The 22,552-nt window shown below is 71.2% G+C and carries 25 protein-coding genes; 15 read left to right on the top strand and 10 right to left on the bottom strand.

Annotated elements, in window-relative coordinates:
* The first annotated feature begins 61 nt into the window (after nucleotides 1-61).
* Both ACIQNU_RS14710 and ACIQNU_RS14705 read left to right on the top strand, forming a co-directional pair.
* Entirely contained in the window at nucleotides 62-694 is a 633-nt protein-coding gene (locus ACIQNU_RS14710; protein WP_401365827.1) for a DinB family protein, read from the top strand.
* Nucleotides 691-1,809: a winged helix DNA-binding domain-containing protein gene (locus ACIQNU_RS14705; protein ID WP_401365826.1), complete on the top strand. Its 1,119-nt coding sequence runs from the start codon at nucleotides 691-693 to the stop codon at nucleotides 1,807-1,809. Before ACIQNU_RS14710 ends, ACIQNU_RS14705 begins: the two co-directional genes overlap by 4 nt.
* A 43-nt stretch (nucleotides 1,810-1,852) precedes the next feature.
* Here ACIQNU_RS14705 and ACIQNU_RS14700 read toward each other — a convergent pair whose 3' ends face one another.
* Nucleotides 1,853-4,039 carry a SpoIIE family protein phosphatase gene (locus tag ACIQNU_RS14700; protein ID WP_401365824.1) on the bottom strand — a complete coding sequence of 729 codons (2,187 nt, stop codon included), beginning with the start codon at nucleotides 4,037-4,039 and terminating at the stop codon, nucleotides 1,853-1,855.
* A 147-nt stretch (nucleotides 4,040-4,186) separates the two neighbouring features.
* Here ACIQNU_RS14700 and ACIQNU_RS14695 point away from each other — a divergent pair, with 147 nt between their 5' ends.
* Nucleotides 4,187-5,185 (top strand): Acg family FMN-binding oxidoreductase, encoded by a 999-nt coding sequence (locus ACIQNU_RS14695; RefSeq protein WP_401365822.1) that lies wholly within the window; start codon nucleotides 4,187-4,189, stop codon nucleotides 5,183-5,185.
* Nucleotides 5,186-5,285: 100 nt separating this feature from the next.
* Here ACIQNU_RS14695 and ACIQNU_RS14690 read toward each other — a convergent pair whose 3' ends face one another.
* Both ACIQNU_RS14690 and ACIQNU_RS14685 read right to left on the bottom strand, forming a co-directional pair.
* On the bottom strand, nucleotides 5,286-5,849 hold the full coding sequence (locus ACIQNU_RS14690; protein ID WP_401365820.1) for a GNAT family N-acetyltransferase: 564 nt from the start codon (nucleotides 5,847-5,849) through the stop codon (nucleotides 5,286-5,288).
* Nucleotides 5,849-7,120 (bottom strand): hypothetical protein, encoded by a 1,272-nt coding sequence (locus ACIQNU_RS14685; protein WP_401365818.1) that lies wholly within the window; start codon nucleotides 7,118-7,120, stop codon nucleotides 5,849-5,851. Before ACIQNU_RS14685 ends, ACIQNU_RS14690 begins: the two co-directional genes overlap by 1 nt.
* A gap of 171 nt (nucleotides 7,121-7,291) precedes the next feature.
* Between ACIQNU_RS14685 and ACIQNU_RS14680 the strand changes: the two genes are divergently transcribed.
* From ACIQNU_RS14680 to ACIQNU_RS14655, 6 genes are all read left to right on the top strand, one after another.
* Entirely contained in the window at nucleotides 7,292-8,161 is an 870-nt protein-coding gene (locus ACIQNU_RS14680; protein WP_401365816.1) for a DUF6415 family natural product biosynthesis protein, read from the top strand.
* A 140-nt stretch (nucleotides 8,162-8,301) separates the two neighbouring features.
* Nucleotides 8,302-8,697 (top strand): hypothetical protein, encoded by a 396-nt coding sequence (locus ACIQNU_RS14675; protein ID WP_401365814.1) that lies wholly within the window; start codon nucleotides 8,302-8,304, stop codon nucleotides 8,695-8,697.
* A gap of 108 nt (nucleotides 8,698-8,805) precedes the next feature.
* Nucleotides 8,806-9,612 carry a hypothetical protein gene (locus ACIQNU_RS14670; RefSeq protein WP_401365813.1) on the top strand — a complete coding sequence of 269 codons (807 nt, stop codon included), beginning with the start codon at nucleotides 8,806-8,808 and terminating at the stop codon, nucleotides 9,610-9,612.
* A 12-nt stretch (nucleotides 9,613-9,624) separates the two neighbouring features.
* Nucleotides 9,625-11,169 carry a B12-binding domain-containing radical SAM protein gene (locus ACIQNU_RS14665; protein ID WP_401365812.1) on the top strand — a complete coding sequence of 515 codons (1,545 nt, stop codon included), beginning with the start codon at nucleotides 9,625-9,627 and terminating at the stop codon, nucleotides 11,167-11,169.
* The gene (gene tmk / locus ACIQNU_RS14660; RefSeq protein WP_401365810.1) at nucleotides 11,166-11,819 is read left to right on the top strand and encodes a dTMP kinase; all 654 of its coding nucleotides are present in this window, start codon (nucleotides 11,166-11,168) and stop codon (nucleotides 11,817-11,819) included. The genes ACIQNU_RS14665 and tmk overlap by 4 nt, the downstream gene beginning before the upstream one ends.
* Complete coding sequence (locus ACIQNU_RS14655; protein ID WP_401365808.1) at nucleotides 11,816-12,259, top strand: NUDIX domain-containing protein; 444 nt, start codon at nucleotides 11,816-11,818, stop codon at nucleotides 12,257-12,259. The genes tmk and ACIQNU_RS14655 overlap by 4 nt, the downstream gene beginning before the upstream one ends.
* Before the next feature lie 59 nt (nucleotides 12,260-12,318).
* On the opposite strand, the gene ACIQNU_RS14650 is transcribed toward ACIQNU_RS14655, so the two are convergent.
* The gene (locus ACIQNU_RS14650; RefSeq protein ID WP_401365806.1) at nucleotides 12,319-14,043 is read right to left on the bottom strand and encodes a bifunctional 3'-5' exonuclease/DNA polymerase; all 1,725 of its coding nucleotides are present in this window, start codon (nucleotides 14,041-14,043) and stop codon (nucleotides 12,319-12,321) included.
* Nucleotides 14,044-14,174: 131 nt separating this feature from the next.
* Here ACIQNU_RS14650 and ACIQNU_RS14645 point away from each other — a divergent pair, with 131 nt between their 5' ends.
* The gene (locus ACIQNU_RS14645) at nucleotides 14,175-15,335 is read left to right on the top strand and encodes a DUF2786 domain-containing protein (protein WP_401365804.1); all 1,161 of its coding nucleotides are present in this window, start codon (nucleotides 14,175-14,177) and stop codon (nucleotides 15,333-15,335) included.
* Here ACIQNU_RS14645 and rpsR read toward each other — a convergent pair.
* The 4 genes from rpsR to rpmG are packed head-to-tail and all read right to left on the bottom strand — an operon-like array spanning nucleotide 15,327 to nucleotide 17,285.
* A complete protein-coding gene (gene rpsR, locus ACIQNU_RS14640) occupies nucleotides 15,327-15,569 on the bottom strand; it encodes a 30S ribosomal protein S18 (RefSeq protein WP_401365802.1) in 243 nt (80 codons plus the stop codon). The genes ACIQNU_RS14645 and rpsR overlap by 9 nt on opposite strands.
* Before the next feature lie 5 nt (nucleotides 15,570-15,574).
* Nucleotides 15,575-16,807: a CobW family GTP-binding protein gene (locus ACIQNU_RS14635; RefSeq protein WP_401365800.1), complete on the bottom strand. Its 1,233-nt coding sequence runs from the start codon at nucleotides 16,805-16,807 to the stop codon at nucleotides 15,575-15,577.
* Nucleotides 16,807-17,073 carry a type B 50S ribosomal protein L31 gene (locus tag ACIQNU_RS14630; RefSeq protein ID WP_401365798.1) on the bottom strand — a complete coding sequence of 89 codons (267 nt, stop codon included), beginning with the start codon at nucleotides 17,071-17,073 and terminating at the stop codon, nucleotides 16,807-16,809. The genes ACIQNU_RS14635 and ACIQNU_RS14630 overlap by 1 nt, the downstream gene beginning before the upstream one ends.
* A 47-nt stretch (nucleotides 17,074-17,120) precedes the next feature.
* Complete coding sequence (rpmG, locus tag ACIQNU_RS14625) at nucleotides 17,121-17,285, bottom strand: 50S ribosomal protein L33 (RefSeq protein ID WP_333932256.1); 165 nt, start codon at nucleotides 17,283-17,285, stop codon at nucleotides 17,121-17,123.
* Nucleotides 17,286-17,403: 118 nt separating this feature from the next.
* Between rpmG and rpmB the strand changes: the two genes are divergently transcribed.
* From rpmB to ACIQNU_RS14610, 3 genes are all read left to right on the top strand, one after another.
* Nucleotides 17,404-17,640 (top strand): 50S ribosomal protein L28, encoded by a 237-nt coding sequence (gene rpmB / locus ACIQNU_RS14620; protein WP_401365796.1) that lies wholly within the window; start codon nucleotides 17,404-17,406, stop codon nucleotides 17,638-17,640.
* The gene (gene rpsN / locus ACIQNU_RS14615; protein ID WP_401365794.1) at nucleotides 17,640-17,945 is read left to right on the top strand and encodes a 30S ribosomal protein S14; all 306 of its coding nucleotides are present in this window, start codon (nucleotides 17,640-17,642) and stop codon (nucleotides 17,943-17,945) included. The genes rpmB and rpsN overlap by 1 nt, the downstream gene beginning before the upstream one ends.
* A gap of 99 nt (nucleotides 17,946-18,044) precedes the next feature.
* Nucleotides 18,045-18,548: a hypothetical protein gene (locus ACIQNU_RS14610; protein ID WP_401365792.1), complete on the top strand. Its 504-nt coding sequence runs from the start codon at nucleotides 18,045-18,047 to the stop codon at nucleotides 18,546-18,548.
* On the opposite strand, the gene ACIQNU_RS14605 is transcribed toward ACIQNU_RS14610, so the two are convergent.
* Nucleotides 18,503-20,740, bottom strand: coding sequence for an FUSC family protein (locus ACIQNU_RS14605; protein WP_401365790.1), 2,238 nt, complete (start codon nucleotides 20,738-20,740; stop codon nucleotides 18,503-18,505). The genes ACIQNU_RS14610 and ACIQNU_RS14605 overlap by 46 nt on opposite strands.
* 113 nt (nucleotides 20,741-20,853) lie before the next feature.
* Here ACIQNU_RS14605 and ACIQNU_RS14600 point away from each other — a divergent pair, with 113 nt between their 5' ends.
* Both ACIQNU_RS14600 and ACIQNU_RS14595 read left to right on the top strand, forming a co-directional pair.
* Nucleotides 20,854-21,192, top strand: coding sequence for an ArsR/SmtB family transcription factor (locus ACIQNU_RS14600; protein WP_401365788.1), 339 nt, complete (start codon nucleotides 20,854-20,856; stop codon nucleotides 21,190-21,192).
* Nucleotides 21,193-21,525: 333 nt separating this feature from the next.
* Nucleotides 21,526-21,747 carry a DUF397 domain-containing protein gene (locus tag ACIQNU_RS14595; RefSeq protein ID WP_389892990.1) on the top strand — a complete coding sequence of 74 codons (222 nt, stop codon included), beginning with the start codon at nucleotides 21,526-21,528 and terminating at the stop codon, nucleotides 21,745-21,747.
* 102 nt (nucleotides 21,748-21,849) lie between these two features.
* Here the strand turns inward: ACIQNU_RS14595 and ACIQNU_RS14590 are convergent, their stop codons facing one another.
* Nucleotides 21,850-22,311 carry an ATP-binding protein gene (locus tag ACIQNU_RS14590; RefSeq protein ID WP_401365786.1) on the bottom strand — a complete coding sequence of 154 codons (462 nt, stop codon included), beginning with the start codon at nucleotides 22,309-22,311 and terminating at the stop codon, nucleotides 21,850-21,852.
* Nucleotides 22,312-22,552: the final 241 nt, after the last annotated feature.

The raw sequence follows: 22,552 nt of genomic DNA, 5'->3' as shown, positions 1-22,552 counted from the left end.
CGTACCGAAGAACAACCGGAGCAACCGGAACCGCGCCGACCGACCACGAGGACCGATCACCATGACCGCCACACCCCCCGCCGCGCCCTCCGCCACACCCCCCGCCGCGCTCGACCCCGAGCGGAGCGACCTCCTCGCCGCCCTCGCCACCGCCCGCACCGCCCTCACCGCCCCCGCCCGCGGGCTCACCGACGAGCAGGCCGGCGCGCGCCCGACGGTCAGCGCGCTGTGCCTGGGGGGCCTGATCAAGCACGTCGCGTCCATGGAGGAGCAGTGGACGCGCTTCGCCGTGGAGGGCCCGTCGGCCATGCCCCACGACCTGCCCGACGGCGTCACCTGGGACGACTTCCTGGCCGGTACCGCGCGCGAGTTCCCGCAGTGGGCGATCGACCATCAGCGCGAATTCGAGATGCAGCCCGGCGACACCCTGAGCGGAATCCTGCGGCGGTACGAGGAGGTCGCGGCCCGAACCGAGGAGATCATCGCCGCCGTCCCCGATCTGTCGGCGGCGCACCCGCTGCCGGCGGCGCCCTGGCACGAGCCGGGCGGCGTACGCAGCGTCCGCCAGGTACTCACCCACCTCATCGCCGAAACCGCCCAGCACGCCGGACACGCCGACATCCTCCGCGAAACCCTCGACCAGCAGAACCAGAACTCCGGCGATCAGGCCCCCGACACCCCGCCGACCCGATGACGGTGCTCGACCGCCGCTCCCTCAACCGCGCCACCCTCGCCCGCCAACTCCTCCTCGACCGCGCCGACCTCCCCGTCCTCGACGCCGTCGCCCACCTCTGCGGCCTCCAGGCCCAGGAGCCCCAGGAACCGTTCATCGGGCTCTGGTCCCGGCTGCGCGCCTTCGACCCGGCGGCCCTCTCGGAGCTGCTGACCGGGCGCCGCGTGGTGCGGACCCACCTCATGCGCCGCACCGTCCACCTCCTCACCGCCGACGACACCCTCGCCTGGCGCTCGCGGCACGAGGCGATGCTGCGGCAGCGCGTGGTCGGGACCTACCGCGGCGAACTCGAAGGTCTCGACTTCGACGCGATCGGCGCGGCGGGCCTGGCGGTGATGGCCGACGGCGAGCCCCGCACCATGAGCGAGCTGGTGCGGCTGCTCACCGAACACCGACCACCGACCACCGGCCGCCCCGCTCCGCATGCGCCGGGACGCAGGGCCCTGGGCGAACTGCTGATCCCCGCCCTGCTCCCGGTGGCGCAGATCCCGCCGCGCGGGCTGTGGCGTACCAAGGCGGGCGTACGCAATGTGCTCCTCTCCTCCTGGCTGGGCCGGAAGCCCGACCCGCTGCCCCTCGACGGTTCGGACCCGGTCGGCCAGGTGCTCGTACGGCGCTATCTGGCCGCGTTCGGGCCCGCCGCGTCGGCCGATCTGCGCGCCTGGTCCGGGATCGCCGGGCTCCCGGCCGCCGTGGCCGCCGTACGCGACGAACTGGTCACCTTCCGCGACGAGCGGGGCCGCGAGCTGTTCGACCTCCCCGACGCGCCCCGCCCCGACCCCGAAACCCCCGCCCCTGTCCGCTTCCTGCCGGCGTTCGACAACGCGATCCTCGGCTACCAGGACCGCAGCCGCATCGTCGACGACGAGCACCGCGGCCTCTCGGTCGCCGGCGAGCGCGCCGTCCTGGTCGACGGCCGCGCCGCCGCGACCTGGACCGTCGACACGGCCACCGTGGTCGTCACCCCGCTGCGCCCCCTCACCCGGGCCGAACGCGCCGCCGTCACGGAGGAGGGCCGGGCGATGGCGGCGTTCCTGTCCGAGGGCGAGAGTGACCGCGTACGAATCGCGCCCTGAGCGGGACCGGGAGGTCCGCCAGGGGCGCGCGGAAGTTCCCCGTTCAGATCCGGCGCAGGATCAGAATCGCCACGTCGTCCGAGCCCGACTGCGTGAGGTCGCTGGAGACGATGGCGTCGGCCAGGGTTTCGAGCGACTTCGCGGGGGTGTCCTCCGGCCCCGGGGTCGCCCAGGTCCTGAAGAGGTCCGCCAAGGCGGCCACCGCGTCGTCGTACGGGCGGTCCGGGTGGTCGACCAGGCCGTCCGTGTACAGCAACAGGCTGGCGCCGGGGACGAGTTGGCCGTGGTAGACGGGGTACGTGTCGTCGGGTGCGACGCCCAGCGGGAGGGCGGTGGGGACGGCGAGTTCGTGGACCGCTCCGTCGGGCTCCGCCTGGAGCGGGGTCGGGTGGCCCGCGCGGACGAGCTGGAGGTGCCCCGCGCGCGGGGACACGTCGGTGATGCAGCAGGTCGCGAAGCGGTCCGTGTCCAGGCCCCACAGGGTGCTGTTGCCGCGGCGCATCAGATGCTCGGCCCGGTAGCCGTCGGCGGCGTGCGCGCGCAGCGCCGTACGGAGCTGTCCCATCACGCCCGCGGCCTCCGCGCTGTGCCCCTGGACATCGCCGATGACCAGCGACGCGCCCCCGTCCTCCCGGGTCAGTACGTCGAACCAGTCGCCGCCGACCTGCATGCCCTCGGCCGCCGGCAGATACCGCCCGGCGACCTCGAAGCCGGGCAGTGGCGGCAGCGTGCGCGTCATCATCAGCTGCTGGAGTTCGGTCATCCGGCGCCGCGACAGATCGGACAGCCGGGCGCGCGCCAGCGACTGGCCGAGGATGCCGGACACCGTCGCCGCCACGATCTGGTCGTCCGGCGTGAACTCGCGCGGCTCGTCGTACGAGATGAGGCAGCTGCCCACCGTGCCGTCCGCCGAGGTCAGCGGCAGGAAGATGAACGCCTGGTGCTGCTCGGCGGGGCGCAGCCGGGGATCGGGGAACCGCTCCAGGTAGGCGCGGCGCGAGCCGAGGAAGAGCGGGCCGTCGGCGAGCAGCGCCGCCGACATCGGGTTGTCGTCGACCCGCCCGACCAGCCGCAGCCGCTCCAGGGTGTCGGCGGGGTAGCCCACCGCGCCCTCCAGGATCAGCCGCCCCTCGTGCTCGATGTGCACGGCGAGCGCGCTCGCGCCCAGCTCGGGCAGGACGATCCCGGTCACCGCGTCGAGGACGTCGCGCGTCGACAGCGCGGCGGCGAACGCGTGCGTCATCCGCAGCACGAACTCGCGGTGCGCCTCGCGCCGGGACTCCCGCTCCCGCTGCTCCGTGCGGTCCCACACCACACCGATCAGGGTCTCGGGCTGCCCGCCGGGCCCGCGGTGGACGGTGCCCTTGCTCTCCAGCCAGTGCACCGAGCGGTCGGGCCACACCACCCGGTACACACAGTGGTAGTCGCCGCTCTCCAGACCCTCCTGGATGGTCCGGCCAAGCCGCTCGCGGTCGTCGGGGTGCACGGCGTCCATGAAGGTGTCGAAGCGTGAGTCGAAGGTCTCGGGGTCCAGCCCGAAGTGCCGGATCTGCCGCTCGTCCCAGAAGATCGCGCCGGTCCGGATGTTCCACTCGAAGGAGCCGATGTCGCCGCTGGACATGGCGAGTTCGACCCGGGTCTTCCGGGTGCGCTGCGCCTCGTTGCGCTCCGTGGGGACCGGTCGCGGACTGTCGGCGGGCAGCAGCGCCGACCGTTCCAGGGCGAGCAGATGCTCCAGGCGGTGCGCGCACACGCCGGTGACCATGAGCAGGAGCTGATGGTCCTCCTCGGAGAGCGGCCCCGGCCGGGACAGCTCCACGATCAGGGCGCCCAGGCACCGGTCGTCGACGAGCAGCGGCATGGTGACGAAGTCGGTGGGTACCTGGAGCGCCGCGATGTCCGGATACCGGTCGCGGTAGTCGGCGGACATCCCGTAGAAGGGGCGCCGCTCGCGGACGGACATCGCGATCGGCAGCGCGGCGTCCGGCGCGATGACCGCGAACCGGTCCAGCACGTCCTGGTCCATGCCCCGCTGGGCCACCAGCCGCAGCCAGCGTTCGTCATCGGTGAGGTAGAGGGCGCCCGCCCGCGCGCCGAGCCCGGACAGATCGAGGTCGAAGGCCGTGTCCAGGAGCGTCGCCGAGTCGGGGGCGGCGAGGAGCCGGATCACGCTCTCGGGGAGGGGGTCTCTGCCGACCTGGCCGATCCGCTGATTGGTGTCCTCCGTCACCGCACCTCACCTCCTCGTTCCCGACGATAGGAAACTTCGTGAACCGGTGCCAAATACCCTCTATCAGTAAAATCTAAATAAGAAGACTCTTTAACCTTCTTTGCTCTATTTACGCTTTATTTGGTCTTTTCGGGCAAAGGGAGTCTCATGACCCAAGGAATCGATAGGGAGACGACCGACCTGCCGGTGGCTTCGCTCGTCGAGGACGCCACCCTGGCGCCGTCGCTGCACAACGCCCAGCCGTGGACCTTCCGCTACGACCCCGCCGACCGGACCTTCCAGATACGCGCCGACCCCTCGCGGCAACTGCCCGCGATGGACCCCGACCGGCGCGCCCTGCATCTGAGCTGTGCGGCGGCCGTCCTCAATCTGCGCGTAGCGGCGGCGCACGCGGGCTGGACCCCGGCCACCCGGCTGCTGCCGAACCCCGCCGACCAGGACCTACTGGCCGAGGTCACCCTCACAGCCCCCGTGAGCGGATACGACGAACTGGCCGACCTGTACCCCGCCCTGCACCGCCGCCATACGAGCCGTTTCCCGTTCAGCGCGGAACCGATCGAGGAGTCGCTGCTAGGCGTCCTGCGGCGGGCCGCGCTCCTGGAGGGCGCACGACTGGTGTACCCGGACGCCTTCCACACCCAGACCATCGTGGACCTGAGCCGCGACGCGGCGCGGCGCGAGGCCGAGGACGCGGGGCTGCGCGAGGAACTGGCGCACTGGACCACGGGCGGCCGGGCGCGGGACGACGGGATTCCGCGGTACGCGTTCGGGCCGCGCGAGTCCGCCGGAGGCGCGCCGGTACGCGACTTCGACGGCGGACAGGACACCGGGACGCTCCCCTTGCGCGAGTCGGTCGTCTTCGAGGACGCGCCGAGACTCGCCCTGCTCGGCACCACGGGCGACACCCCGCTGGACTGGCTGCGCGCGGGCCAGGCCATGGAACGCGTCCTCCTGGAGGCCACCCTCGACGGCCTCGCCACCTCCGTCGCGTCCCAGGCCCTGGAGTGGTCCGAACTCCGCTGGGCGGTACGGGACCCGACGTCCCCGATGGGCCACGTCCACATGGTGATCCGCCTGGGCTACGGGCCGGCGGGCCCGGCGACCCGACGGCGGCCGGTGTCGGACGTGCTGTCGATCAACACGTAACCAAGATCGTCGGTCTGATGACGGCCGACAGTTTCCTGCGTGTGCGGGCCGCTCGGTTCCTCTCTGCGCTGGAGGGCTTCTGCAAGCGCCGGTTCTGCCGTCACTGTTGTTCGCGCAGTTCGAGAATCATCACGTCGTGGAGGGCCGCTCCAGCCCATGGGTGGGCCTCACCCACCTTGCGGTATCCCCATGATCGGTAGGCGGCCTGCGCGGCATCGGCATCGGGCCGCGCATTCAGCAGCACGCGTTCTTCAGTAGCTCCGGCGAGGATCATCTCGTGCAGTCGCCGGGCCGCGCCGCGCCGCCGCCAGGATGCCCGAACGGCAAGCTCGATCAGGCCGAAGGTACGGTTCCCGTCCTCATGGCGGAGTTCGGCTGACACGGGAACGGTCAGGTGATCCCACCATCCCGTGCGAGGACCGAGGGGATAGCCGTAGGCGATACCGACCGGAGTGCCATCGGCGGAGCGGGCGAGAGCGGCGCGGAAGGTCGCTTTCCGCACCTGAGAACGGAACCGCGCGGTGTTGGCCTCAACATCGGCGGAGGACTTCAGATAGGGCGGTTCAGCGAACGCCTCGGCATAGACGAACATGAACGCATCTTGTGCCTGCGCCGCTGCCGCGCCGTCCATGTATTCGACGGTGATGTCCTCGAACTCGCTCATCACGCGCTCGCCTTCGCATGCCTTACGCGGTCGACCGCTTCACGCGCGGCGGGATGATCGATTGCTTTGGCGGCGTACTCAAAGGCGCTGAGGCGGTGCCGAAGGCGCGCTGAGGACACACCACCGCACGCGCGAAGTACGCCTGTCATCTCGTGGCATGCCTCTTCGACCTCGCCCGTTGCCAACAGCGTCTGAGCAAGCCGGGCCCGGTACCAGGCAGCGTTGCGGGTGTACCCGCCGCCGAGCCCGTCCACCGCTGAGCGCAGGAAGGGGACGGCTCGCGCGGGCTTGCCGTCCTTGGCGTGGTATGCGGCAGTGGCGTAGTCCACTTCGACGGGCCCGGCGAAACGTGCCCATCGGGGTACCTCGGCTTCCCCGTCCGCACGCCCCTGGTAGGACACCGCACGCATCAAGGCGCGGCGGGCCCCCGACAGATCCCCCGCACTGGTCGCGGCATTCGCCTCACGCAAGGAGATCACCAAGTGAACGGTTGGCCCGGCGCCTGCCCGTTGCGCGAGGGAGTAGGCGTTCTCCACCGCCGAGGCGGCCTCCCAGGAGCGCCCGGCATCCACAGAGAGCAGGGACAGGGTGTTGAGTGCACGTACTTGGAGCAAAGGACTGCCGACGAGCTGAGCGGTGGTCATCGCTTCCATGCACACGGCCCGCGCTTCTTCGGGCGGGCCACCGTCATATCCGAACCAGGCCCGGTGACACAAAAGTTCACACAGGGTGGTCTGGAGGGCCTGGCCGATCCTTCCTGTGTAGACGCTTTCATTCAAGATCGTCGTGATCAGGTGCTCCAGCTTCTGGGCGCGCGCTTTGGCGGGAATGCCGCCTGAAACGTGATCCACGGTGTACAGACTCTGTAGCCGCCCACGGAGTTCGCTTGCTTCGCCGGCGCCAATACGGGGCCCATGCCGGTCCGGAAGGATCGACGCAGCCGCAATCGCCCCCGAATGAGTGACGAAGGTTCGACGTTTCACCTCTCCATCGTCGCTGATTCCCTCACCAATGGCCTTGCGATGGGCGGGAACTTCGAACCCCATCTCGGCGAGCGGGAGACCGAACATCGCCTCCAGTACGAGTTGCTGGCCGGGATGGGGCAGCGGGGGCGGACTCCCGGTTTCCCACCGCCGTACCTGACGGACGCCGGTTGTCGCCGGGATTCCCAGCCGGGCAGCCTCTTTGAGGAACGCGGCGACGAAGGACGCCTGGGTGTAGCCGGCATCTCTGCGTAGGTTCGCCAGCTTGCCTGTCCCTACTGCCGTCATGCCAGTCCCCTCGCTTGCCCTCGCTCTGGCCAACTGCCTCCAACGGTAGTGAATTCACCTGGACGTCGGATCAAAAAGTCCGCCTGAAAGTCCGGCACCCCAGACCGATCGTGCGCCCTTTGGAACGGTCAACTGGTTCGGTACACCAAGCCGACAAAAGGAGGCGATTCCATGGTCAGCTCAGCATCAGGTCCGATCAGGGAGACCGACGTGCCCGATGAGGGCAAGGAGCGGCCTCTGCTCAGTGACCGGCTCACCGAGTGGGTGCGCGATCAGCCTGCGGCCGGCAGCTCCGGCGAGGGCACGTCCGGAACGTCGCCGCTCGACACGGCCGCGATGCTCGCGCTCGCCGACAGCGTCCTCTCGGAGACGGCAGATCCGCCCACCCGAAACGAACTCGACACTCTCCGCGCCCAGTTACGGGGCGCCCTGATGCAACTCGTCCCCGCCGTGGAGGACGCGGCCCGCACCGCGCAGCACGCCGGGCCGCCCCTGCGCGCCATGCTGTGCGTCGGCGAGGCCCGCGGGCGCCTCGATCTGACCCCCGGCCCTTCCCTGTCGGCCGAGGTGAAACTCACTCAGTCCCTCGCCCGCTCCGTCCAGGCTCTCGCCGGCCACTTGGAGCAGATGCGCACCGGGAGCCGTCACCGCGCGGTCGAAGCGTGGCACCCGCCGCAGGGCATCAGCGTCCAGCTCGTCAATGCGGGCCGCTACTGGGACGCCGTACGTGTGCCCCAGTCCATCGGCGAACCCGCCCGCGCACGCCTCCGGGACGCATCCGGCGCGGTCATCCGCGACGGCTACGCCCTCGCGATGTACTGGCTCGTCCTCCCGGACACCGTCACCGCACGGGGCAGGCTCTCCCAGCATGTCCAGGTCTTGGGCGACGGTACCTACGTCGCCGTGCCTCCCGTGCACTGGACCGACCGGCCCGGCCTGGAGTGGATGCAGCCACCCACCCCCCACCGCTACCTCACCGACGCCGACGCGCTCACTGCCGTTCTGGACGAGGAACTGCACACTGCACTCGGCCCACGCTGAACTGGCAGCGCACTGCCTGGACGTTCACACCCGAGGCGCAGGGCGACGGACCACGCCAACCTCACCCCCTCCTCGCATACCTACGAACCGCAGCCACCGAGAGAGCCACTGACGGGAAGGTCTGTGCCGTGGATTTCGACATGGAATCAATCCGCCGTGCCGTCCGTGAGCCGGCCTACGCGGAGATCCTGGCCAGGCACTTGGTCGAGTCCGGAGAGGCAGTCGTGCGCTGTGGCCGGCGGGGCGGCCACCTCACTATGGACCAGATGGAGGCCGTATGTGCCATCGACGGCGGCCCGGGGGCGGACGACGACCTCTTCCTGACGTCCTGGTGCACTCTGCGCCCCCGCCACTCCGGCCCGCACTACCGCCTTCTCCGCCACCTGACCGGCACCAACGTGGTGTGGGTGAGATGGCTCGGCCCCCTGAGCGAGGTGGTCACGCTCTCCGACTGCATCCGCTCCCCGCACGACGACTTCGCCTGCCCCTTGTTCGCCGGCCACGCCGGAACCTGCCCCACTCCAAGAACCGCCTGACGGCACTCTCCTCGGCCGCGCCTGACATCCCGTCGTCGCGCGCGACGGACCGCCGTGGCGCGAGAGGCTACGACGCACCAACCGCACAACACCCCGAGGAGCACGTCCATGACCGGCGTTCTGACGACTGATCACCCCGCCTGGATCGAGACCGGGACCGGAGGCCGCGTGCGGGCCGTACGCACTGCGTCCGGGGTCTGGGTCCTGTCGTGGGACCGCCGCACCGGCCTGCACATGGCCTGCGCGCACGGGACCGAGGACGTGAAGCCGGTCGTCGTCACCACCGACCCCGCGTGCCTGCCCGGTACCGTCCCCGCCGTGCTCAAGGCCGGACTCGATGAACTTGGGCCCACGCAGCGGCCGGCCAACCCGTCGCTGTGGGACGCGATCACCACCGCCATCCTCCGGCAGGTCGTCCGTGCCGGGCAGGCCCGGAAGCTGTACCGGGCGTGGTGCGAGACCTACGGCACCACCGTCGACACACCGCACGGGACGCTGGCCGTCGCCCCGTCCGCGGAGCGGGTCCTGACGCTCGATGACGACCAGTTCGCGGCGGTGGGCGCCAAGTTCCACCGCACCGCCTTGCAAGCCGCCGCCACCCACTGCGAGCGGCATAGCGCTCAATGGCACCGCTTGGATGCGGGCGACTTGGTGGCGGCGCTGACCGGTGTCCCCCGGATCGGCCCCTGGACCGCGTCCGCCGCGGCGGCCGACTTCACCGGGGACTTCAGCATCTATCCGCACGACGACCTCGCCGTGCGCACCTGGGCCGCGCAGATCGCGCCCGGTCTCGACTGGCCCGACAAGAAGGACAAGGCGTTCGGTCCGATGTGGACCGGCATGGCAGGTCGGGACCGGACCGCTGTGCACACCCTGACGCTCGCCACCCTCACCTGGGGCTCCCATGCCCGCTGACCAGGAGGACCGATGTCGCACTTACCGTTGATCGCCGGAGCCGATCCGGCCCACGCGCTTGACGCCCTTTTCGTGAACGCGCCCCTGCGCGACTACGACCGACGACCGCGCACCAACGACTACACACTGCCTGTGCTGGGCATGGCGTACATCGCCACATACGCGCAGCAGGCCGGGTTCAACGTGGGCGTCCTGGACGCCGAGGCGCACGGGCTCGGCATCACGCAGACAGCGGCACTGGTCAACGCCGCCACACCGCGGTGGGCGGCGATGAACCTCCTCGCCCCCACCTACGAGATGTCCGCACGCATCGCGGCAGCCCTCGATCCGGACATCGCCCTGATGGTCGGCGGACACCACGCCAAGGCCATGCCGGACCGTGTCCTCGCCGACCCCCGCATGGCCAAGCTGCGGGCACTCGTCCTCGGCGAGGGCGAGCTGCGCGTCGCCGCCCTCCTGGAGGACGAGCAACGCCGCCGCGAACTGCCTGGCGTCGTGTGGCGCGACCCCCTGCTCGGGACCCGGGCGACCGGGATCCCGGCCGACACGAAGCTGAGCGCCCGGATGCTCGGCCCGGACATCAACACCCTGCCGTACGTCAACCGAGCGTTCCTGCCCCAGGACCCCTACCAGGCCGCGCCCACGGAGACGGACCGGCGCCTCGCCGCAAGTCGCCATACGGCGCTTCTGCGGACCGCGGCCCACGCCGGGCACATCGAGGCGAACATCGTCGGAAGCCGCGGGTGCCCATACAACTGCACGTTCTGCGGTGCCGCCGTCAGCGCCAACCCGGACCTCACGATCCGCGTCAGGGACCCCGAGAACATCATCGGGGAACTTGACCAACTGCACGCCGAGTACGGTGTGACCGCCTTCCGCTTCGTCGACGACCTCTTCCTCGGCGTCGGCCGGGTCATCGAGGAACAGATGGCCGCCTTCACCCGCCACAGGATCGGTGAGCGCTACGTGTGGGACGCCACCGGCCGCATCAACGTCCTCGACCGCATCTCCGACCACGAACTGGACCGGCTTGTCACGAACGGCCTACGGGAGGTGGCCCTCGGTATCGAATCCGGCAGCGACGCCATCCTCAAGGCCATGGACAAGCGGATCAACGCCGAGATGACCGAACGCGTGGCCCGGCGCCTGGTCGAGCACGGCATCGGCGTGAAGGGCTACTTCATCCTTGGGTTCCCCGGTGAGACCCACGACGACATGCAAGCGACAGTCCGTCACATCCACAATCTGTGGCGCATCGCCGACAACAACCCCGGCGACATACGGGCCAGCGTGTTCGAGTTCCGCCCCTACCCCGGAACACCCGTCTGGCAGACCCTCACCACAGCCGGCCACGACCCCGACGCGTTGCTGGCGTACGGAGACGTCGACCTGACGTCCGACGGAGCCGACGAGTCCATGCGTCAACGTGACGAATTCAACTTCTCCGTCGGCATCCAGTTCGGCGACGTCCCCCTCACCAAGATCCGCTCCACCCTGGCCACGCTCACCCGCGAACAACACGAGCGCAACCAGGCGACCGAAGGAGCGGCGGCATGACCGCACGACGCGGTCACTTCATCACCCTCGACGGCCCCAGCGGCGTCGGAAAGTCCACCACGACCAATGCCTTGCATGCCGAGCTGACCGGCCGGGGCAACACCGTGTACCCGACCGTGGAGCCCACCGCCAGCGACCTCGGCCGCTTCATCAGCAGCCACTTCGCCACCATCCGCGGGCACGCCCTGGCCTGCCTGGTCACCGCGGACCGGTACGAGCACGTCGAGCACGAGATCGAGCCCCGGCTCAACGCGGGGGACACAGTGATCACGGACCGGTACGTCGCATCCACCTTCGTCATGCAGCAACTGGACGGCGTCCCTCTCAAGTTCCTCCTCGACCTGAACCGGAACGTCCTCATGCCGGATCTCGCGGTCATCCTGACCGCCGACCCCGGCCTCATCGCCGAACGCATAGCCGCCCGCGGGCCTCACAACCGATTCCACCGCGACCCCACCGCGCCCGCCCGCGAAGTCCAGCTCTACGACGAGATCACCCGCACCCTCCAGGCGGCCGGTGTGCCCGTACTCGTCGTCAACACCGGCACCGCCACCCCAACGGATGTCGCGGTCACGATCGCCGACACACTCTCCGCACCGCCGGTACCGTCGGGGGCCCTACCGCCCCCGACGACCCCCCAGGAACCATGAATCCGGAACCCGCACAACCCGTCATCGACACCCACGTCATCCTCCGCGACGGGGACAAGCTGCTCTTCTCACAGCGCGGCGGCCCCTACGGCTACGGCCGCTGGCACATGCCGTCAGGCAAGCTCGACCGGGGTGAGCCCCTGAGTGTGGGGGCCGCGCGCGAACTGCTGGAAGAAACCGGCATCTCGGTCGACCCTGATCATCTGCGCCTGGTCCACGTCGTGCACCACCAGCAGGACGACACCGTGGAGCGGGTCGGGTTCTTCTTCGAGGCCACCGAGTGGAGTGGAGAACCGGTCAACCGGGAACCGGAAAAGTGCCTCGGTCTGGAGTGGTTCAGCGTCCACGAGCTGCCCGAGGACATCATCGAGTACCCGAAGGCCGGTCTCCTCGGGTACCTGGGGAACGAAGGTGACCTGACGGAACACGGTTGGGCCTGACTGCGGCGCCCATCCCCGCCTGCCGTGAGGTCAGAATCTCAACACGAGCGAAACCGGGGTCATTTGGCGTCCGCATAGCACTCCACCACCGCCGTCGTGAACGGGAAGCGGACCGGGGTTTCACCGAAGGTCAGCCGGGCGGCCAGGGCGCCGGCCTCCTCGATCGCTGCCGCCACGGTGTCCGCCTCTTCGGCCGGGCAGTGGATCATGACCTCGTCGTGCTGGAAGAAGACCAGCTCGGCCGCGAGCCCCGCGCAGGCCCGCCGCAGGGCCGCGAGCAGGAGCAGCGTCCACTCGGACGCGCTGCCCTGGACGACGAAGTTCCGCGTGAAGCGGCCCCGCGCGCGGGAGTTGGACGAGGCATAGCCCGGGGTGAAGCCGTACCCGGGGTCGGAGCCGGTGCCCGTGCCGGTGGCCGATCCGTCGTCGGCCGTGGGTTCGTCTTGAGGGATGCCCGCCTCCTCCAGGCCCGCCGCATCTTCCGTACCCGCCGCCGGGGGACAGGTCCGGCCGAGCCAGGTCCGTACGAGGCGCCCCTCCTCGCCCGCGCGCGCCGCGTCGTCGACATACGCCACCGCGCGCGGGAAGCGGCGGCGCAGGGCGGCGAGGTTCTTGAGGCCGTCGCCCGACGTCTGGCCGTAGATCGCGCCGAGCACGGCGAGTTTCGCCTGGTCGCGGTCGCCGGAGAAGGCGCGGTCCGACACCTCCTGGTACAGATCCGTGCCCCGGCCCGCGACCTCCATCAGGCCGGGGTCGCGGGAGATCGCCGCGAGGACGCGCGGCTCCATCTGGTCGGCGTCGGCGACGACCAGCCGCCACCCCGGGTCGGCGACCACCGCGCGCCGGATCACCTTCGGGATCTGAAGGGCGCCCCCGCCGTTGGTCACCCAGCGCCCGGTGACCGTACCGCCCGGCAGATACTCCGGGCGGAAGCGGCCGTCGCGCACCCAGTCGCCGAGCCACGACCAGCCGTGCGCCACCCAGATCCGATAGAGCTTCTTGTACTCGATCAGCGGCTTCACGGCCGGATGGTCGACGGACTCCAGCTCCCACCGCCGCGTCGACCGCACCTTCACGCCCGCGCGCGCGAACGCCTTCACCACCTCGGCGGGCAGATCCGGGCGGACCCGGTGTCCGAAGGCCGCCGACACCTCGTCGGCCAGCTCCGCGAGCCGGCGCGGCTCCCCGCCCGCGTACCGCTCGCCGAGCAGTTCGCGCAGGACCTCGCGGTGCACGTCCGCGCGCCAGGGCAGCCCCGCCGTGTTCATCTCCGCGGCGACCAGCATCCCCGCCGACTCGGCCGCCGTGAGCAGCCGCATCCGGCCGGGGTGCTCGGCCGCGTCGTGCCGCCGCTGCTGATCGGCGTACACCTCCAGGAGCGCGTCCAGCGCCATCGGCACCGGCTGCGGCTCGAACAGCGGCGACTGGGCGCCCGGCGCGGCGGCGCGCTGCGGGGGGTCCGGCGGTACGGGTGCCTGGTGCAGCCGCGCCCAGGCCGCCGCTGCCGAATGCGGCTCCCCGAGCCGCCCCTCGTGCCCGAGGAGCAGGGTCTCGGCGGCCTCGATGTCGTAACACCGCTCCACGGACACGCCTGCGGCGAGCAGTCGCGGATACACGTCGGCGGTGGACCGCCAGACCCAGCGAGTGACCTCGGGGCGTGCGCGTACGGACTCGACGAGGTCGGCCTCCCGCACCACGGGCCCCGCGGGCAGCCCGTCCGGGCCGAGGGCGGCGACCTCCACGCCACCACCCTCGACCAGCGCCAAACCCCACCGCCCACTCATATCCGCGAGTGTCGCAGCCACCACTGACAACACCGGTGACCGTCACAGGCAGCCCCGCAACCCCGCAACGCCCAGCAGTTGTCCACAACCTGTGGACAACCTCACCCGACCAGCCCTGAGAACATAGAACCGTGGGAATCGACCAGGCACTCGGCACAGCCCTGTACCAAGAGGGAGACGCGGCGCTCGACGCCGCCGCCTCCCTCCTGGCCGCCACCCCCTCGGCGGACGCCGAACTCACCCGCCGAGGCGAGGAGTTCCTCCGGGCCGCCTGGCACCGGGGCTGGCAGCCGGCCGACATCGTACGGATGATCCGCCGCGACCTGGCGGACCCGCACCTGCGCGTCGCCGCCCGCCTGATCCGCTCCGAGACCTCCCGGTACGCGACCCTGCCGCCCCGCTGGACCGACCAGCTCACCGCAGTCGGCGAAGTCCCCACCGACGGCCCGCCACCCGACCGCTTCTCGTACGCCACGACCGTCCTGGAGCTGTACCGGCTGCTGCTCGCCCTGCCCGCGATCGAACCGGTCGGCCCACCGCCGGGCACGGGCACCGCGACCGCCGCCGCCCCGACCGTGGGCGAGCCGCGCATGCTCACCCGGATCCGGGCCCTGCTCGCGAAGGCGGAGGCGACGACCTTCCCGGAGGAGGCGGAGGCGCTGAGCGCGAAGGCGCAGGAGCTGATGGCGCGGCACAGTGTCGACGAGGCGCTGTTGTCGTCCCGTACGCGCGCGGGTTCACGCGAGGCGGCGCCGGGCGCCTGTCGCATCGGCGTGGACGCCCCGTACGAGACGGCGAAGGCGGTCCTGCTCGACGCGGTCGCCACCGCCAACCGCTGCCGCGCCGTGTGGAACGGCGACCTGGGGTTCTCGACGGTCGTCGGGTTCGACGCGGACCTGGACGCCGTGGAGCTGCTGTACACCTCGCTCCTGGTGCAGGGCACCGCGGCGATGACCCGCGCGGAGGCCGCCCAGCGCGCCGCCGGACGCAAACGCACGAAGACGTTCCGGCAGTCGTTCCTGGCTGCCTACGCGCACCGGATCGGTGACCGCCTGACCGCGACGGCGCGGCGCGTGACCTCGGCGGAGCCGGAGTCGCTGCCCGTGCTCGCCGCGCGCGAGGTCGCGGTCGCGGCGAGCACGGAGCGCATGTTCCCGCACACCACCCACGCGCGCGTACGGGGCGTTTCCGACGAGGCGGGCTGGACCGACGGCACCCGCGCGGCGGACGCGGCGACCCTCCGGCACGCCGGAGCGCACACCGGAGGCGACGCCGCGCTCGGGTCAGCGTGACGACGAGTACGGCAAAAGCGCCATCTCGCGCGCGTTCTTGACGGCCCGCGCCAACTGCCGCTGCTGCCGCGCCGAAACCCGGGTCACCCGGCGGCTGCGGATCTTGCCCCGGTCGGAGAGGAACTTCCGGAGTAGGTCGGTGTCCTTGTAGTCGATGTACGTGATCTTGGCCTGATCGAGCGGGTTGGGCCGGGACTTGACCGGCCCCCGTTCGGGCTTGGGCTTGCGGGGCATGGGTTTCAGACCTCCAGGAGGGTGTCGAAGGCGGGCGGCAGCCGTTTCCAGGCGTCGCGCCCGGCGGCGTACTCGGCGTCGGTCAGCAGGCAGGACTCCAGAAGGTCCGCCAGGCCGTCGCGGTCCAGACCGGGCGAGGTGAAGACGAGATGCTGACAGCGGTCGCCGTGCGCGGGGTGCCAGTCGAGCGCGGCGGCGGCCCGCCGTACGGGCGGCACCATCTCCCAGGCCGCGTCCGGCAGCGACGCGAGCCACGGCCCCGCACTCTCCACGCACAGGGCGCCCCCGGCCGCGTCCCAGTGCAGCAGCGTGTCGGGCCGGTCGGCGAGCCAGAACCGGCCACGGCTGCGGGCCGCCGCACAGGTCAGGTCCTCCAGGGCCGCGTACAGCCGCTCCGGGTGGAACGGCCGGCGCCGCCGCCAGACCAGCGTGGACACACCGGCCTCGTCGGCGTCGGCGGGCAGCCGCGCGCACGCGGGGTGCTGCGCGGCTGCCGCAGCCTCCACGTCGAACGCACCGAAGCCGCCGAGTGCGGCGCCCGCCAGGTCACCGTGGCCGATCGGAACCTGGCGGGCGGTCGGATGGAGCTGCGCCAGCAGGGCCCGGTCCTCGTCGTCGGCCTCCGGCGAGTCCGCGACGGCGAGCACGGGCGCGTACTCCAGTTGGCGTGCCCAGGTGTCGGCGACGGTCCGCTGGTCGGTCGCGGCGGCGGCGAGCCCCACGTCGGCCAGGTCGTCGCCGTTGGCGAGGTACGGCAGCATCAGCGCGGGGTCGACCGCCGTGATCACCGCGCTGACCGTGAAGCCGTGCGCGGCGACCACCTCGGCCATCGCCTTGGGCTCGACGGAGTCCCACAGCTCGACCACCGCGAGCCGCACACCGGCCGCACGGTCACGCTCGTCACGGATGCGGGCGATCTCCGGTACGAGGTCCTCGCGCAGCGCGCAGCACGCGCAGTCGTTGACCAGGGGCGTGTCCCCGGTGGAGAGCACCCCGCGCGCGTCACGGACCGTCCGCCGCACCGTGCCCTCGGGCGCCGTCGACAGGTCGTGGTGCAGGGCGACGCTCCCCGGGACGGCGGCGAGCAGCCGTTCGACCGTCTCCTTACGGGCGTCGGCGTGCAGCCCGCCGACGAGGGCGACATGAAGGCCCCCGCGCGCGGGACGGTGCGCGCGGGGGCCGGGACCGGGACCGGGGTCGGGCTTGTCGTCGGCTCCGGGTTCGTGACCGGCAGCCATCAGCCGGCCTCGCCCCGGCGCGCGTCCCGGCCGTACCGGCGCTCGAAGCGTTCGACGCGCCCCGCCGTGTCCAGGACGCGGGCGTTGCCCGTGTAGAAGGGGTGGCTGACGTTCGAGATCTCGACGTCGACCACGGGGTAGGTGTTTCCGTCCTCCCACTCGACCGTCTTGTCGCTGGTCGCGGTCGACCGGGTGAGGAAGGCGTGGTTGGCGGCGCGGTCGCGGAAGACGACCGGCCCGTACGCGGGGTGGATTCCGGGCTTCATGGCGTGTGTACCTGTGTCCTTCCTGGGCCGCGCGGAGGCGGCTCGGCTCAGCGCTCTTCGCGGAAGTCGACGTGCCGGCCGGCGACCGGGTCGAACTTGCGGAGCGTCAGGCGATCGGGGTCGTTACGGCGGTTCTTGCGGGTCACGTACGTGTAGCCGGTCCCCGCCGTGGACCGGAGCTTGATGACCGGGCGGAGTTCGTTGCGTGCCATGCTGGTAGTGTAATGAAAATGGGTCCCATTTTCAAGAGGGCCCCGAACGGCTCTCGAACAGCTCTCGAACGAGCCTCCCGAACGGTCGGCCGACCGGCCGACGGAAAGGTGTGTCCCCTTGTCCGCCCACTGCATGCTGACCGGCGCCGAACCCGGCTTCGGCAACCGGATCTCGCACTCGCACCGGCGCACCTCGCGCCGCTTCGACCCCAATGTCCAGCGCAAGCGCTATTGGCTGCCGAGCGAGAGCAGGTACGTCCGGCTGCGGCTGAGCGCGAAAGGGATCAAGACCGTCGACGTGATCGGCGTCGAGGCCGCCGTCGCCAGGATTCGTGGCCGCGGGGTGAAGGTCTGATGGCCAAGAAGAGCAAGATCGCGAAGAATGGGCGCCGCCAGGAGATCGTCGCCCGGTACGCGGAGCGCCGCGCCGAGCTGAAGGAGATCATCCGCCGGCCGGGCTCCACCGACGCCGAACGGCTCGCTGCCCAGCGGGAACTGCGCGGGCAGCCGCGTGACGCGAGCGCGACCCGGGTCCGCAACCGGGACAGTGTGGACGGCCGCCCACGCGGCTATCTGCGCGCCTTCGGCCTCTCACGGATCGGCGTACGCGCACAGGCGCACGCCGGTTTCCTCCCGGGTGTGCGCAAGTCCTCCTGGTAGCTTGCTGCGGGCTCGCGGCCATCCGTGGCCATCCGCGACCATCCGTGGCGATCCGTGACTGGGGGGACTTCCGTGTCTGCTGGGACTTCGGTGAATTCTGTGGCGTCGGGACCTGTCCGCCGGGCCGGTGTCGCGGCCGTGGGTCTGGTGGCGCTGTTCGCGCTGGCCGGATGCACCGCCGACAAGGCGGATCCGTCCGGCAGCGCGCCCCCCTCTTCGTCGGCTTCCTCGTCCTCGTCGGCGTCCTCGTCGTCGGGCTCCGGGGCGGACTCCGGCGCCAAGGCCGGTGCGCTGGAGGGCAGTTGGGTCGCCACGAACGGCGGCAAGGTCGTCGCGCTGGTCGTCACCGGCTCCCAGGCGGGCCTCTTCGAGACCGGCGGATCGGTGTGCAGCGGCGCGGTGTCCAAGGACTCCGGCATGCAGATGATCGAACTCACCTGCACCACCGGCAAGGACAACCGGGCGCACGGCATGGTCGACTCCGTCAACGCCGACACCCTCAAGATCACTTGGGAGGGCGGGCTCGGCACCGAGACGTACCAGAAGACCAAGGACGGTCAACTGCCGGACGGGCTCCCGACGGCGGGTCTGCCGACGTCCTGACCGCCGTCGGCGGCGGCCAGCGCGTCCGACAGTTGCCCCAGCGCGTCGACGACCATCTCGGCGCCCTGCCGTACGACCTGGTCCCGCACCCCTACCCGTTCCCACGCGGAGAGGGCGTCCCGTACCGCGCCCCACTCCGGAACGCGCCGTTCCCGTACCGCTTTCGCGCCCTTCGCGGTGGCCGTGCGCAGGGCGTCGGCGAAGGCGGCGGCGGCCGGGACCGGTGGGTCGCCCGGCTCCGGGAGGTGCGCCTCGATGAGCATCACCGCGCGGCCGATGTGCCCCACGGCCTCCGCCGCGGCCTCGGCCGCCGCAGGGGCGAGACCGCGGTGGCGCACCGGTTCGATCCGGGCGCGGTCCACCGCCTCGTGCCAGGCGGTGCGGGCCGCGCGGGACGCGAGGAGGGCGGTACGGACGTCGGGCGCGTTCTTTCCCGCGGGCTCGGCGTAGTGCCCGACGACCGTGGCGGCGTACCGGCCCGTCGCCGCCAGCCAGTCGGCGAGGCGGGCGCGCAGCCGGGGCGTCTCCCAGGCCGGGTAGACGGCGTACGACAGCATCGCGAGGAGGCCGCCGATGAGGGTGAGCAGGACTCGCTCGGGCACGGTCTGCGTCCACTCCTCGCCGCCCATGGCGAGCAGGAACACGACGTACGCGGCGATGCAGCCCTGGGCGGCGAGCTGGCCGGTGCGCATCACCAGGTACATCAGTGCGGCGCTCAGTACGGCGAGGGTGGCGGAGAGGTACGTGCCCGGGTGGAATGCCTGGCCGATGGCGGTGGCCAGGCCGACGCCGAGGAGGGTGCCGCCGAAGCGGGCGACGGCGCGGGAGTAGGTCTGGGAGAAGTCCGGGCGCATCACCATGACGGCGGCCATGGGGGCCCAGTAGCCGTGGCCGAAGGGGAGGGCGGTGCCCAGCAGGTAGCCTGCGGCGGCTACGGAGGCTACTCGGATCGCGTGTCGTAGTACTGGGGAGCCGGGTCGGATCTCTTGCCGTATTGCTCGGGCGGCGCCTGGGGCGAGCTGTAGGAGTCCGGGGCGTACCTTCACCTTGCCGGTCGGGCTGCCTCCCCCTTGTACGTCCAGGTGCCCGGCACTTGGCGTTGTGCCCACCCGTTCCGCCGTGCGGAACGCCTGCCCACAACGGGGTTGGACACGCGGGCGAGGTCGAGTACGGAGCCGGAGCCGGAGACGAGGTCGGGGGCGGGGAACCGGGGTCTCCGTGGCCTCCACCACGTCGTCCAGTAGCGAGCCCAGGCGGGTTGCCGCTCTCAGTGCTGGGCCCTTCAGCAGCGTGCTCGTGTCCGGGGTGCGGAACGTGGCGGTGGCCGGGGGCGGGACCGTGGCCGGGGTGCCGTGGCGGATGGCGTGGGCCGCGGCGTCGAGGATGGCGCCCGCCGCGGCGAGGAGTTCGCGGACGCGGTCGCGGGCGGGGCCCTCGGCGGGGACGCCGACGGCGGGGTCGGCGAGGGCGGCGAGTACCGGACGGATGCGCTCCGCGAGGCCCCGCGCGCCGTGGAGTTCGGCGGGCCGGGTGCGGGCCTGCCAGGAGGTGACGGCGGCGGCGTCGCGGGCCTGCATGAGCGGTACGGGGTCGAAACGGGCCACCGGGTCCTGGCGCAGCCGACGCGCGTAGTCCGCCTCGGCGGCCAGCGCGTCGGCGAGCGCGTCCCGGTGGGCGCCCCATCTGCGGATCGGGAACAGTACGACGAGCGCGGCCTGCACCAGACCGCCGACGATCATCATCACGCCGTGTCCCGCGGCCTGGGCGACCGAGGTCGGCAGGGTGACCGTGACCAGCATGATCGCGACGTTGGACGTGGCGATCAGCCCGATCGTGGGGCCCACTGCCCAGCTCAGCCCGGCCACGAACGTCCACAGCGCGAGGAGGGCGAGGAAGAGGGCCGGACGCGAGACGGTGAGGTAGCCGAGGAAGGTCGAGACGGCGAGGGTCGCGCCGGACACCACGGCCAGTTCGGGGCGGGGCCGCCAGCTCCGCTGGAAGGTGGCGATGGCCGCCTGGAACGCGCCGAACGCGGAACTCGCCGCCGCGGCCGGACCGAACGCCCAGAGGCTGAACGCGATCACGATCGCGAGACCGGCGGCACCCCGGGCCGCGGCGAGCGGTTCGAGCCGTTTCCGTTCGACCGTCACGCCCGACCGGGCCGTCTCCCGCAACGCCCGGAGCCAGCTCACCCCGTCAGGATACGGAGCGTGGGCCGCCGGGGGAGGGTGGCGACCGGCGCGCCGCACCCTTCGTGGATCATGGTCCGACCACGGACACCGCAGGCCACCGAGACGGACACCGCATGGACCGCGAGAACCCCGAGCCCCGCGAGGACCAGATCTTCGCCGCGCTCGCCAGCGCCCCCCGCCGCGAGCTGCTGCGGCTGTTACGGGAGCGCGGCCCGCAGCCCGTACAGGCGCTCGCCGCGCACTTCGCGATGCGGCGGCCGAGTCTGTCGGAGCATCTGAAGGTGTTGCGGGACGCCGGGTTGGTGTCGGAGCGGCGGGTGGGGCGGCAGCGCATCCACCGGCTGGAGCCCGCCCCGCTGGCGGAGGTGCGCGCGTGGCTCGATCTCTACGAACCCCTGTGGGGAAGCGGTGAGAACGTGAACACGAACCACTCATCCGAGTCCACTATGTGAACGCTGGAACATCCTGGCCCCGGAGTGCGTCTCATCGTGTACATGCGGTCTCGGGCAGAGGAGTGCGCATGTCGGGCGGGTGTCGGGGCAGGCGCTGAACCGGCACGCGAGCGAAGAGAGCCTTCCGAGCCGCCAGGAAGCAAGGTCAAGGGACAGTAAAGCTGTAACCAAGAGACCACCCCGCGTGCACGTGCATTTGCCCATGCATCTGCATGAGAAACAGAGTTATGATCCGGAGCAGTTGACCTGTACAGCAATTGTCACATCAGCCGCATCGGCCACATCAGCCACTGCACCACCGGGGAGCGACCTGTGCACGACGTGTACAACGGCATGGCCGCCACACAGCTTCATGGGGTGGTCTGGCAGAAGAGCCGGCACAGCAACTCGCAGGGTTCCTGCGTCGAGTTCGCGCGCCTGCCGGGAGGCGGGGTCGCCGTACGCAACTCGCGGTTCCCGGACGGTCCGGCGCTGGTCTACACGCGTGCCGAGATCGAGGCCATGCTCCTGGGCATCAAGGACGGCGAGTTCGACCATCTGGTCGCCGGGCCCTGATCTGCTGGAACGTTCCAGAGGGCCTCGAACGTTACAGGGGGCGGGGTCGACCCGCGTAGACCCGGGCGGGGGCCGCGTCCGTACCGGCGGCGGTGAGGTGGGTCAGAGGCGGAACAGGGCCCAGACGACCTTGCCCGTGGGTGCCCCCGCGAGCGGATGCCAGCCCCAGCCGTCGCTGAACGACTCGACCAGGAACAGGCCGCGCCCCGACTCGGCGGCGCAGTCGTCCACCTCGGCCCGTGCGATCGGGCTCTCCTCGCTGGGGTCGCGCACCGCGCACACCAGCCGGGACGCCCATCGCATGAGATGCAGCCGGACCGGCGGGTCCTCCGTACGGGGGATGTCCGACGGCAGTGCGTGGCGCAGTGAGTTGGTCACCAGCTCCGAGACGACGAGACATATGTCGTCGAAGCGCTCGGCCGCGTCCCAGTCGGTCAGCGTTCTCCGGGTGAATCTCCGGGCTTCGCCGACCGCTTCGTAGCGGGCCGGCAGTGCGCACGACGCCGCGCTGGAGACGGCCGACGGCTCCATCGGGGGCAGCCCCTGCCTCAACGGTTCGAGCATGGTCGATCCATTCATCCCCATGCGAGGCACTCCCGTGATTCGCGGCCGTAGCGCTACTGCGGTTGCTGCGGTGGTGCGCGTGCCATGGTTCCGAATGCGTACAGCAGATGCAAGGGCAGATGCACGTGCACGCGCCGGGAATGGACGATCCCATACCACTTATCGCCGATTTCTTCCGCAGACTTTCTGTCCAGGACTTTCGCAGGCTTTCCATTTCCGTAACCGAACGAGTACGGGCTGG

Source organism: Streptomyces sp. NPDC091292, from assembly GCF_044757265.1.
In the GTDB taxonomy this organism is placed as follows: Bacteria; Actinomycetota; Actinomycetes; order Streptomycetales; family Streptomycetaceae; genus Streptomyces.
The sequence above is the reverse complement of the archived record's forward strand: the minus strand, read 5'-3'. Positions and strand labels throughout refer to the sequence as shown.